The 13,252-nt window shown below is 34.7% G+C and carries 10 protein-coding genes; 4 read left to right on the top strand and 6 right to left on the bottom strand.

Translation table 11 applies throughout. The annotated features are described in order from the left end of the window. Positions 1–10: 10 nt before the first annotated feature. The 4 genes from EYY60_RS16775 (at position 11) to EYY60_RS22465 (ending at position 8,453) form a co-directional block, all read left to right on the top strand. Entirely contained in the window at positions 11–1,087 is a 1,077-nt protein-coding gene (locus EYY60_RS16775) for a SusE domain-containing protein (protein WP_132990466.1), read from the top strand. A gap of 123 nt (positions 1,088–1,210) precedes the next feature. Beyond that, positions 1,211–2,605: an alpha-amylase family glycosyl hydrolase gene (locus EYY60_RS16770; protein ID WP_132990465.1), complete on the top strand. Its 1,395-nt coding sequence runs from the start codon at positions 1,211–1,213 to the stop codon at positions 2,603–2,605. A gap of 43 nt (positions 2,606–2,648) precedes the next feature. Beyond that, positions 2,649–4,829, top strand: coding sequence for a glycoside hydrolase family 97 protein (locus tag EYY60_RS16765; RefSeq protein WP_235832351.1), 2,181 nt, complete (start codon positions 2,649–2,651; stop codon positions 4,827–4,829). Between the two features lie 252 nt (positions 4,830–5,081). Continuing rightward, a complete protein-coding gene (locus tag EYY60_RS22465) occupies positions 5,082–8,453 on the top strand; it encodes an Ig-like domain-containing protein (RefSeq protein WP_235832350.1) in 3,372 nt (1,123 codons plus the stop codon). 52 nt (positions 8,454–8,505) lie between these two features. On the opposite strand, the gene EYY60_RS16750 is transcribed toward EYY60_RS22465, so the two are convergent. Genes EYY60_RS16750 through EYY60_RS16725 form a run of 6 tightly spaced genes read right to left on the bottom strand, consistent with a single transcriptional unit; the run spans position 8,506 to position 13,250 of the window. Continuing rightward, positions 8,506–9,039 carry a hypothetical protein gene (locus EYY60_RS16750; protein WP_132990464.1) on the bottom strand — a complete coding sequence of 178 codons (534 nt, stop codon included), beginning with the start codon at positions 9,037–9,039 and terminating at the stop codon, positions 8,506–8,508. 35 nt (positions 9,040–9,074) lie between these two features. Then, on the bottom strand, positions 9,075–9,842 hold the full coding sequence (locus EYY60_RS16745; RefSeq protein ID WP_132990463.1) for a hypothetical protein: 768 nt from the start codon (positions 9,840–9,842) through the stop codon (positions 9,075–9,077). Between the two features lie 15 nt (positions 9,843–9,857). Continuing rightward, complete coding sequence (locus EYY60_RS16740) at positions 9,858–10,460, bottom strand: hypothetical protein (protein ID WP_132990462.1); 603 nt, start codon at positions 10,458–10,460, stop codon at positions 9,858–9,860. Next, on the bottom strand, positions 10,460–11,062 hold the full coding sequence (locus tag EYY60_RS16735; protein WP_132990461.1) for a hypothetical protein: 603 nt from the start codon (positions 11,060–11,062) through the stop codon (positions 10,460–10,462). The genes EYY60_RS16740 and EYY60_RS16735 overlap by 1 nt, the downstream gene beginning before the upstream one ends. A 2-nt stretch (positions 11,063–11,064) precedes the next feature. Beyond that, positions 11,065–12,177, bottom strand: coding sequence for a PAAR-like protein (locus EYY60_RS16730; RefSeq protein WP_132990460.1), 1,113 nt, complete (start codon positions 12,175–12,177; stop codon positions 11,065–11,067). Further along, a complete protein-coding gene (locus tag EYY60_RS16725) occupies positions 12,177–13,250 on the bottom strand; it encodes a LysM peptidoglycan-binding domain-containing protein (protein WP_132990459.1) in 1,074 nt (357 codons plus the stop codon). The genes EYY60_RS16730 and EYY60_RS16725 overlap by 1 nt, the downstream gene beginning before the upstream one ends. Between the last annotated feature and the right edge of the window lie 2 nt (positions 13,251–13,252).

The following is a 13,252-nucleotide window of genomic DNA, read 5'->3' as shown; positions in this document are numbered from 1 at the left end:
GCTAAATACTATGAAAAAATACATAAATAAATTAGTAGCATTACTTGCATTAGTAATTGTGGCTACTTCTTGTGACTCTGATGCCGAATTAACCGTTTTAAAATCGGTTAGTTTTCCTAGCGCAATTACCTCTTCGGCAAGTAAAATTGTGCTTAAAGAAGATGCTGCCGACAACACTGCAACAACTATTTCTTGGCCAGCTGTTGTTTTTCCAATTGAAGCTCCTGTTTTATATACGGTTCAATTTGATCTTCCAGCAAATACTTCAGGTGCCAAGGCATGGTTAAATGCTAAAGCTTTCGAAGCAGGAAGCGATGTTTTGACTAAATCTTTTACTGTTCGTGATTTGAATAAAATTGCAACTGATTTAGGAATACAACCAAATGCAGAAGGAAAATTAGCAATAAGAGTCGTGGCTGTCATGGATAGAAATATTTATTCAGATCCAATCGAAATCACAGTGACTCCTTATGAAAAAGCAATTGTTTTTGGCGAAATTTATATGCCTGGAGATTATCAAGGTTGGGCAGTTGAAACTGCTGCGTCTTTAACGGCAATTGAAAAAGGAGTATATCAAGGCTACATGACTGCTGAAGGTACTGCATTAGCGTTCAAATTAAATACGGCCAGAACGTGGGCTGAATTTTATGGTGCTGGCGCTACTAATGAAGATTTAGTAAGAATGGATGATGACAATTTATTCCTTCCAAGCGCTGGTTCATATCAAATAAAAGCAAACTTAAATACGTTAAAATGGTCTGCTACTCCTTATGCATGGGGAATTGTGGGTACAGCTCAATCTGGAGGTTGGGATAATAGTACCCCAATGAAATATGACCATAAAACAAAAACTTGGAAAGTGACTGCCGATTTAGTTGCGGGAGCTTTAAAATTCAGATTAAACAACAAATGGGACGTTAATTACGGACCAAAAGATGCATCAACAAATACAATCAACCGTGACGATCAAGGCGCTTACACAATTACCGAAGCGGGAACTTATGACGTTACGTTTACTATAGATGAAACTGATCCGGCAACAAAAGGTTATCCGGCAACAGCAACTTGCACTATAGTTAAAAAATAATCTAACATATATACATATAAGCTAGATTAGTTTGAGTGATACCTGCCTTTTTTGAGCGAAAGGCAGGTTATCTAAAAACACAAAATTGCAATTCTAGTCTTGTATAATTTAATTTCTATAATCATGAAGTCTAAAACCAACATCGTTTTTATTTTGCTGTTTGCTTTGGCATTTATTTCCTGCAGTTCATCAGACGACAGTCCTAAAACGGATCCAAAACCAGATCCAGGAACGGGATATCAACAATATGGAACTGCTTTTGACAAAGTTCCTGCAAATGAAGATGCGGTTATTTATCAGGTAAATATTCGTTCTTTTAGTCCGGAAGGAAATCTAAAAGGAGTACAGAAACGTCTTGATTCTATTCAAAAATTAGGTGCGAATGTAATCTATCTAATGCCTATTTATCCTGTTGGAGTTGTAAAAGCAGCTGGAAAATACGGTTCGCCTTATTGCGTAAAAGATTATAAAGCAATTAATTCTGATTTTGGTAATCTGGAAGATCTTCGTTCACTAGTTACTGAAGCTCATACTAAAAACATTGCGGTTATTTTAGACTGGGTTGCCAATCATACTTCATGGGACAATCAATGGATTACAGCGCATTCGGATTGGTACCAAAAAGATGCAAACGGAAACATTATAATTCCGCCTGGAACCAACTGGCAAGATGTAGCACAGTTAAATTATACCAATACTGATATGAAAAATGCCATGATCGATGCCATGTCATATTGGGTTTACAATGCCAATATTGATGGCTTCAGATGCGATGCCGCCGACTTTGTTCCGGTGACTTTTTGGACTCAGGCAATTACCGCAATCCGTAAAATCAAAAATCAGAAAATGATTATGATGGCAGAAGGTACAAGAGTCAACCATTATGACGCAGGATTTGATTATACTTTTGGATTTGCTTATTTTGATGCATTAAAAAAAGTCTTTTCTGAAGCACAACCTGCTTCTTATTTGCAATCTGAAAGTTCAAAAGAATATGGCCAATTAGACAGTTCAAAACGCATTGTTCGTTATATAACAAATCACGATGTGAATCTTTCTGACGGAACTCCACTAGAACTTTTTGGAGGTAAAAAAGGATCTTTAGTTGCTTTTGTAATTGCTTCAAGCATGAAATCTGTTCCAATGATTTACGGTGGGCAAGAAATTGGTTATGCAAAACGAATCGATTATTTTGACAAAGTAGCGATTGACTGGTCAACTACTGATTTTGATATGCTGAAAGAATACAAAAAAATAATCGCTTTCAGAAACACAAGTGAAGCGCTGAGAAAAGGAAAAATTACAGGATACAGCAGCAATGATGCAACCGTTTTTACAATGGAAACCACTGCTGATAAAGTTTTAATTGTAGCAAACGTTAAAAATAAAGCAGTTAAATATACAGCTTCGACTGCATTGGCAAATACTACTTGGACTGATGCCTTAACGGGAAATCCGGTTACCATTGGATCCGAAATAAACTTAGCGGCATACCAATATTTAATACTTAAAAAATAATAAAAGCCTCTAATAGAATTAGATTTGCAAAAAACTAAATAACATGAATTTTCAATCCCAAAAAATGCTGTTCCAAATTCGTTTGGGCAGAAGAGCTGTGCTTTTATTTTTCGCATGTGCCACTACATTATTCGTTCAGGCACAGGAAATAACTTCGCCAGACAAAAATCTTTCTCTAAAATTTGAATTAAAAGAAAGCGGCGTTCCTTCTTACCAATTATCATATAAACAAAAATCAGTTATAAAACCAAGTTCTTTGGGTTTAGAACTACAAAATATGCCTTCGTTTTTGGATGGTTTCACCGTAACAAATACAGCACAATCCTCAGTTGATGAAAATTGGAACCCGGTTTTAGGAGAAGAAAAAACAATTCGTAATCATTACAACGAATTGGTTGTCACTTTAGCTCAAGCAAAAAATAATAACAGATACATTCGCATTCGTTTCCGTTTATTCAACGACGGATTAGGATTTAGATATGAATTTCCGAAACAAAACGATCTAAGTTATTTTGTAATTAAAGAAGAACGCACCGAATTTCAATTGGCCGGAAATCACAAAATTTTCTGGATTACGGGAGATTATGATACGAATGAATATGCGTATACGACTTCAAAGATTTCAGAAATTCCTTCGCTGATGAAAAAAGCGACGATTGAAATCAATGCGCAATGTCCGATAAAAGAATTGTCTGTACAAACGCCTTCAATGATGAAATCTGATGATGGTTTGTATATCAACATTCACGAAGCTGGATTAATCAATTATCCGGCAATGTATCTTGAAGTTGATGCTAAAACCAACAAAATGATGAGTCATTTGGCACCAGATGCGCTTGGAGCAAAAGGTTATATGCAGACCGATGCACAATCGCCTTGGAGAACAATTGTAGTAAGCGACAAAGCAACCGATATTTTGGCTTCAAAATTAATTCTGAATCTTAATGAACCAACAAGTTATAAAGATGTTTCATGGATCAAACCAGTAAAATTTATCGGAATTTGGTGGGAATATTTTGTTGCAGGAAGAAGTACTTGGGCTTTCGGAAAAGAAAACAATGTAAAATTAACTGATGATTTCACAAAACTTACGCCAAACGGAAAACATGGAGCTACAACAGAACGTGCCAAGGAATACATTGATTTTGCTTCTAAAAATGGTTTTGATGCAATTTTGATCGAAGGCTGGAATATTGGCTGGGAAGACTGGATTGGAAACTGGAAAGAAGAAGTTTTTGATTACGTAACGCCTTATCCAGATTTTGATGTAAAAGCAGTTCATGAATATGCAGCTTCAAAAGGTGTAAAAATCATTATGCATCACGAAACTTCAGGATCTGCAACTAATTATGAAAGACGTTTGGATCGTGCTTTTCAGTATATGAATGACAACGGTTATGATGCTGTGAAAACAGGTTACGTTGGAAAAATTATTCCGCGTGGCGAACATCACGACGGGCAATGGATGGTGAATCATTACATCAATGTAGCCAAACGTGCCGCCGATTATAAGATTATGATTGACAGCCACGAAGCCGTTCGTCCAACAGGTTTAAACAGAACTTTTCCAAACTGGATCGCTCAAGAATCTGCCCGTGGAACGGAGTTTGAATCTATGGGAGGTTTAGCGCCAGATCACACAACAATTTTACCATTTACAAGATTAATGGGAGGTCCAATGGATTACACGCCGGGAATTTTCCAAACTGATCTTTCGTATTATGGAACAGGAAGTACACAACGCGTTAATACAACTTTGGTAAAACAATTGGCCTATTATGTAACGATGTACAGTCCGTTGCAAATGGCCGCTGATATTCCAGGAAATTACGAACGTTTTCCAGATGCATTTCAGTTCATTAAAGACGTTGCTGTAGATTGGGACAACAGTTATATTCTGGAAGCTGAACCAGGAGATTACATTACAATTGCCCGTAAAGCAAAAGGTAAAAACGAATGGTTTATTGGTGGTATTACAGATGAAAACTCAAGAACTGCCAACATTTCTTTTGATTATTTACCTGCAGGAAAAAGTTTCATCGCTACAATTTATGCCGATGCTAAAGAGGCAAATTGGAACAAAAATCCGCAGAAATATACGGTTACAAAAGTTATTGTAAACTCAAAAAGCAACTTAAACCAATATTTAGCTCCGGGCGGTGGTGTTGCAATCAGCATCAAAGAAGGAAGTACTTCAGAATTAAAGGGATTGAAAAAATTATAATTTAAGCTTCTAAGGAGCTGAGATACTAAGTTTCTAAGTTTTTTGACACGAATGTCACGAATTAAGGCTGCAGATTAAAATTTGTGCTAATTCGTGCATTTTGTGGCGAAAAAAACTACGCTCATTTCTGAGCAAAAAACAATTTTACGACTTGAAAACTATTAACCACAAAATGTTTGTCAAATTTAAAAACAATGCAAGTGAGAATGAATTTTAGTTAAAGATGCTGACAAGCATGCAAAAACCGAAATTATGAAAATCAAAATTACCCCAAGATTATTTCATTTTACGAAAACAATAGTCTGTTTTCTGTTATTATTTGCAAGTTCAGTTTATGCGCAAGATCCGTCTCAGTATGGAACGCCATTTGCCGGTGTTCCAGATACAAGAGATGTAAACATGTATCAGGTTCATATTCGCCCGTTTAGTGCCAACGGAGATTTAGCCGGAGTAACCGCCCGATTAGACAATATAAAAGCACTCGGTACCAACGTCATTTATTTAATGCCGATTTACCCTCACGGTACTGATTCTAGAAGTTCTGCTTCGCCTTATTGCATTAAAGATTTTAAAGCTGTAGGATCAGAATATGGTTCGCTTTCAGACTTAAGAACTTTGGTCGATGGTGCTCACAGCCGAGGAATGGCAGTTATTTTAGATATTGCCATCAACGGAACTTCATGGGATAATGTTTGGATCGCTTCACATCCAGAATATTACATGAGAAGCGGAACAACCATTCAACAACTCGGAAACTTCTCCGATATTGCTGCCCTTGATCTAAACAGCACAGCTACAAGAGCTGCCATAAAAGATGCCATGCGTTACTGGATTTTTGCTGCAAACGTTGACGGTTACCGTTGCGATTACGCAAACAATCCTCCTTTGGATTTCTGGTCAGAAGTAAATACAAACCTTCGCGGAATCACATCTCATAAATTATTAATGTTAGCCGAAGGTGACAGACAAGAAAACTTTCAGGTTGGTTTCGATATGAATTATGGCGACAGATGGTTTCATGCTGGTTTATATGATATTGCGGGAGGCGGACCAGTTTCTCAAAGAATCCAGGATCAGACTACTTATGAATATGCCAAAGCAACCGGAAATCAGCAAATTGTTAGATACACTGGTAATCACGATACTTATACCAATGATGATGGTGTGAGAAGACCTTTTGTTGTATTCAAAAACCATAACGGAATTGTTGCCAATTTCTTAGTTTCAGCTTACATGAAAGGCGTTCCTTTTTTAATGAGCGGACAAGAAATCGACTACGAGCCAAAAACAGACTGGCCTTGGACGAACTTCAAATTTAATTGGTCACAAAATCCAACTGCTGCTGCAGATTTTGCCAAAATCTTAAATTTCAGAACTTCAAGTGCAGCAATCAGACGTGGTGATTTAACGACTTATGCAAATGATGATATTTGTATTTTCACCAAAACATTAGGTACAGAAAAAGTAATCGTAATGTCGAATTTGAGAAATGCTTCAAAATCATATGTTATTCCCGCGGCACTAGCAGGAACTTATGTAAATCCTTATAATAACAATGCTTCAGTAACTTTAACAACGGGCGCAACAAGAACATTTGCAGCTTATGAGTATTTGGTTTTAACCAATACCAATGCTCCGGTTGTAGCCGTTACAGGAGTTTCGGTTAGTCCAGCATCAGCAACGGTTGGTTTAGGATCTACGCAACAACTTAATGCAACTATTGCACCTTTAAATGCTACTAACCAAAATGTAAGCTGGACATCGAGCAATACAGCCGTCGCAACAGTAAACGCTTCTGGATTAGTAACAGCGGTAGCTGCAGGAACTACAACAATAACAGTTACAACTGCAGACGGAAACAAAACAGCAACTTCTGCTATAACGGTAGCTGCAATTCCGGTTGCTTCTGTAGCCGTTTCACCTACTTCTGCAAGTTTATATGCTGGAAACACACAACAGCTTACAGCAACGATTTCGCCTACAAATGCAACCAACAAAAATGTAACTTGGTCATCAAGCAATACAGCAATTGCAACCGTAAATTCAAGCGGACTTGTAACAGCCGTTGCTGCGGGAACAGCTATAATTACAGCAACTACGCAAGATGGAAATAAAACGAATTCGGCAACTATTACAGTAAATCCGAATACTAATTTTACGGTATATTTCTATAAACCATCAAACTGGGGAACCGGAATTAAAATTTATTATTGGAATGCATTACCAACAGGAGTTTTAGCAACTGTAAACTGGCCAGGAGTAAACATGACCGATGCTGGAAATGGTTGGTACAGCTATACTTTTACCAATGTAACTTCGACCAATTTAATCTTTAACGACGGAACCAACCAAACTGCCGATTTAAGCCGAGATAAAAATGGCTGGTATATGAATAATACTTGGTATGATTCAAACCCAGGAACTGTTGTAGCAGTAACAGGAGTTACTTTATCTCCAACAACAGCAACTTTATTAGTTGGCGCAACACAACAATTAACACCAACTGTTAATCCTTCAAATGCAACTAATAAAACGGTAACTTATAGTTCAAGCAATACGGCTGTAGCAACTGTAAATTCATCAGGATTAATAACTGCTGTCGCTGCTGGTTCTGCAACAATCACAGTTACTACTCAGGACGGAGCAAAAACGGCAACTTGTGCAGTAACCGTAAATGCAGCAAATGTTGCAGTTACAAGTGTAACATTAAGTCCAACATCAGCTTCATTAAATGTTGGCGGAACGCAGCAACTAACTCCAACTGTTAATCCTGCAAATGCGACAAACAAAGCTGTAAATTATAGTTCAAGTAATACTGCCGTGGCAACTGTAAACAGCTCTGGATTGGTTACCGCTGTCGCAAACGGATCTGCAACAATTACCGTGACAACAGTTGACGGAAGTAAAACAGCTACTTGTGCCGTAACAGTTTCAACTGCAACTGGAGGAAATTATTATACAATCAAAAACAGATGGACTGGCGCTTACTTATCTGATGCTGGAACAAATGTTGGTTATGGAACAACAGTTTCAGGAAACAACTATAAATGGCAAAAAATCGCTATCGACGCCACTTATTTTGTGCTTAAAAATGTAGCTACTGGAGAATTGATGAACATCGAAAGTCAAACCGGAACCGTACAATGTAATATAACTGACACAACTTTCTGGAGTGCGCAATGGTCTAGCGATTATATTGACGGAACTTGGGTTAGATTAAGAAACAGATGGCAAACTGGAAACATTATCCATATCGAAAACCAAACGGGTTCTGCTCAATACGGAAATTCGCAAGATGGCTGGTACAGTGCGCAATGGCAATTGGAACCTACAACTGTTGGAACAGGAAAATCTGCTTTAACAATTAATGATGCATCAGAAACTGAAAAAATAATTGGAATTTATCCGAATCCTGCAACTGGAAATGAATTTCATGTTTTAATGCCAGAATTGGAATCTGGAGATGCTACAGAAATTGTAGTTTCTGATATGACCGGAAGAACTGTTTTGACTGAAAGACTTTCAACTTCAGGACAAATCAATCATAATTTATCTTCAGGAGTTTATATCGTAAATATAGCTTCTAAAGATTTTAAAGTGACTAAAAAACTGATTATACAATAAATTCGATTTGGTTTAAAATTAAATGGCGCATGAAATTTTCGTGCGCCATTTTTTAATTGATAGTGTACCAATAAACATTTTGAAATCTTTTTAATTTTAATTTTGAAAAACCTAATTCCTCTCGAGCAGTAATAAGAAATTTTCTTAATTGCTTACCTTTTTCTGTTTCATATTTGTTACGATATTCTACATCATATAGATATATTCTTTTGTTGTTTTTCAAATAAAACTGTATTGAAATTTTTGAGCTTAATAACTGAGGAGTAGTGGTTTCGTAATCATATGAATAAAATCCAATTATATCTTGTTTTAAAAACTTTTCAAATTTCCTTTCACCTCTCTTCACATATAAGTGATAATCATCAAACCAGATTATGACTTTGAATGATAGCATTTTAAGAACTGCCCAAATAGAAACAAAATAAAGTGTAATAAAAACTATTACTAAGGATAATGTAAAAGATCCTTTAAATAAATATTCATATAAAAATCCGTAAAAAAGCATACATGGTATACTTATAGGAATCATCCAAGCTAAATGAAATGTTATTACATTATTAAAAACAAATTCTTTTCTCTTTTTCATTTTTAAAAACCTTTTGTTTTCTCAACTATTACAACTCAGCCAAAAAATCCCTGTTCTTTTTCAAACATTTTTACATTTGGATTTATATTAAGTATTTCATTAAGTAGATTTTCTTTTAATATTTTATCGTCTGATAAAGAAATTCTTTTTTTCTGAGTTGAAGTTATAATATCAAATACATAAACATAACCTCCTTTCACTCTCATTCTTTTAAAATTTACCGCATTTATTTTATTAATATCTATAATAATCTTACCGAGAAATATATGAGTAATAACTATTACATTTTCGTTAATTATATATGGTGGAAAGTATTTTTCTATAAATGATAATCGATCGTTTACAAATCTAACTTTTAATAAATCCACATCAGAAAATGAAGTTATAAGACTTATTTGCTGATTGATAAAACTTTTAAAAATATAAACCAGTGGACTCAAGATTAAAAGAGTTAATCCTAATATTATGAACGAATATAGATAACTATCGTCCATTCTTGAATTATAACGTTCTTCGCCTATAAGAGCTTTACCAAGAGCATTAGTTTCTGAAACTGTATAAATAAAAAACCAAATTGGTCCGATTGAGGTAATTGCAATACAAAACCAAATAAATATTTTTTTTCGGTTATTAAGCTGTTTGCAATATTCCTTTAAATATTCTCTTGATTGAACATTCAAGTTTTGTTTATGTACAATTGACTCCTTGTTTTTATGGTCTTTTTTAGCAGATAATCGATGTATAATTAAAAGCACAAAAGGCAAAAGCACACATAAAATTGTTGAGTAGATAATTATTTTCATAGATTTTTTTTCTGTTTATTTTTTCTCAAACCTTTCCTTAAACTCTTTTCCTGACATTACATAAGTTAAATATTGGGTAACATTGTACTCATATTCCTGTTGAGTAGGTTCTAAATTTATCCAGCCTATTGTTCCATTATCAGTCTCAGTATTCATCTGTTTTTTTTCGTTTACTCCTTTGAAACTAAATACATGTATTGGTTTAGCAAGCGTACCGTAATCCGGATTATATATTTCTTCATTATTTACCATTACATATAATTCTTTTCCTTTTATTACTTTACGCTGTCCTGATGTGATTGATAAATTATTTACATCAAAACGCATTATTTTATAATATTTGTTAGTGTAATTATCTAAAAACATGTAATCTTTACTTCCTCCTGTAATGCCTTTATAAAAAATGGTGTACTTAAGATAACTTGTGTAACCAAATTTTTCGTTGAAATTTTTTTCATCAACCCTAACTTTAATCTCTTTTGAATTCTCAATGTATTGCTGATAATATTTCTTTCCATTATTTTCCCAAAGGAAAAAATAATTGATAATGCCATTTAAGAGACCAATTATTGCTAACATTGTCAACGCACTGATAAAAAAACTTTGTGCTTTTTTCATTATTTCTCAAACCTTTCCTTAAACTCTTTTCCTGACATTACATAGGTCAAGTACTGAATTACATTATACTCATATTCTTTTTGTGTAGGTTCGATACTTTCATAAACAACTTTGTTTTCTGCTCTTGAAAACCAATATTTTTGAATTGGCTTTTCAATTCCTTTGTAATAAAAAACATGTATTGGATTAGCAAGTGTGCCATAAGATGGATTATTTATTTCTTCATTATTGACCTTTATACATAATTCTTTTCCATCAATTTGCAAACTCTGACCAGATGTAATAGAGGGATCTTTCAAATCAAAACGCATAATTTTAAAATATTTGTGCGAATAATTGTCTAAAAACATATAATCTTCACTTCCCCCAGTTATACCTTTATAATAAATTGTATACTTCAAATAATTAGTTCCTCCAAATTGCCCCTTAAAACCTTTTTCATCAACTCGTATTTTAATTTGTCTAGAATTTTCAATGTATTTTTTACAATATTTTTCTCCATCATTTTCCCATAGAAAAAAGTAGTTAATAATACCATTCATAATTCCCATAATGATTAACATTACTAATGCAGTTCTTAAAAAATTTATCATTTTTTTCATGATTATTTTGTTAAGGCAATTACATTTATTCCTCTGTTTCTATCCTGCTTATCAAACTCTCCACTCATATAAATTGTATCTTTAGCCAAGTCATTCTCATAGTTATCAGAAGCAGTTCCAATAAGAATATTGCATAACATGCCACCTAAACTTGGTGTATCTATAGAAAAGTTAAATTTAGTTTTTCCAACAGCATAGCGTACAGCACCTTCAAGACTTTTCCCTATGTTATCCATTACGTTTCCAGCTCCATATTGAGCCAAACCTCTTGCCATAGTTGGTATACTTTTATTAGCCGTATTTTTGACAGTTCCTACTGCTACGTCTTTTAGAACTCCAGACTCACCTGCCGTTACTGCTGTACCAACGAGGTCACCGCTTACATTTGATGCTACATTTGCTCCCCCTTCGTTTGAAATTTTATCTCCCATCCATTCACCAGGAGCATACATTGCTACAGCAACAGTAGCAGAAACTGTTACTGCTGAAACCGCAGCCGCTGAAGATACTGCTCCCAAAGCTGCGGGCGCCATAACTGCAGCCGAGTAAACACCGATAAATCCCATTGCAAGCATAGAACCCTCTTGAGCTAAGATTTCTTTATTATTATTATTACTTATATATTTCGCTGCATCTTGAGCTATTTCTGGCTTCATGATTATGTTTATTAATCCACCTCCTTCTGCACAACTTAACTGAGAGCTATTTAACAAAGCACTAGCTCCCTCTATATAAACTGTCTCATGAAAGAATACCCATTCATAAGAAGAAATAACATCGCAAGCATGTGCTGTTTTATAAATTGATACTCCTGTTGCTATTACTGCTGCTGTAAAAGCTATGGCTACAACCGCTATTGCTGCGCCACCAGTTAAAACAACTGCTGCGGCAATGGCGATTCCAATACATAATGCTTTTAATCCTCCCCAAAATTTTTTGGTTGTTTTACATCCAAATTCTGCAGATAACTTTTTGTCATTAATATTAAGAAGCGGTTGCCCTTTTTCAGTATGTATATTATAAGCATTTCTTGTAATTCCTATTTCCTGAGGAGAACCACAGGTCATCATAGTACAAATTACCGATGTTCCTTGAGGTACAAATGATTGTGCCATTATAATTCTATTTTTTTAAGTTTATAATCTATCAAGATTTGTATATTGTTTTTTACTTGTTCAATCATAGTTACATCTGAGCTTTCAATCCATTTTTCTGTGGTATTAATAACATCTCGCTGTCTGTAACTAAAATTAAATTCAGAGAATTTGTATTTAATCAAAGGCAAAAATTTATCATTATACATTTGTTCAAGTTTACTGCGATCGTAACTTTTTGGCATATCACCTACTTTTCGCACCCCAATGGTATGTTCGGTTTCTGAAAGCATATCTTGCCTAAACTCAAGACCTACAGAAAGTCCGGTAAACAATTGTGAGTAAAAAGTTTTCTTGTAAGGCTCAAGTAAATCTTTGTTCGTTACAAGGTATTTATCAAAAAACAGCTGATGAAAGAGTTTGCTTTCGTAATCTAAAATCAAATTTGGCTCAGACAAAATCTGATTTCCTGCCATTTCTATAAATTTTTCAAGATTCTCTTTGTTCTCTTTAGATCGTATAAAAGCATATTTACTTTTCAAATGTTCTCGATGTTGTTTCCATTTAAACACTATTTCATGATGGTTAATCACTTTTCGTATTTTTCCTGTATTTGGGTTTACAAGGAAGATTGCATCACTTTTCACATTTTCTATATCGTTTACAAGCGTAATAGTTTCTTCCATTTGATCCGGATACATTTGCAAAATGTTATCCGTCATTTGTATTTTTACAAAAAGCCCGTCTTTGGTTTCTTGTTTTCCTACTATAAACTCAGATTTGGTATCAGCATGATTTTGAACTATACCATTAATTTTCGTGACAACACTTTGTTCACATCTGTATCTGGCTTCATTTGTAAACGATAAATTACCTACTGCCAGTTTTGCATCTTCTGTTAATTGTTTAAGAGGGATTTCTCTTGCAGGAACTTTTACATCCTGCAAAGCCCCAATATATTCTGGACCAAAAAAAGCGGTAAAATAACGTACATCTGGATTTAATCTCTTTATTTCTTCAACTGTAGTTTTAAATTTGGCAGCCACTTCAGCTATTTTTTCTTCCTTAACTACTTTGTATATTTCGTATGCCATTC

The sequence above is a fragment of the Flavobacterium zhairuonense genome (assembly GCF_004352915.1).
Classification (GTDB): domain Bacteria; phylum Bacteroidota; class Bacteroidia; order Flavobacteriales; family Flavobacteriaceae; genus Flavobacterium; species Flavobacterium zhairuonense.
Note: the sequence above shows the minus strand (reverse complement) of the source record. Positions and strands in the feature narration are given on the sequence as shown.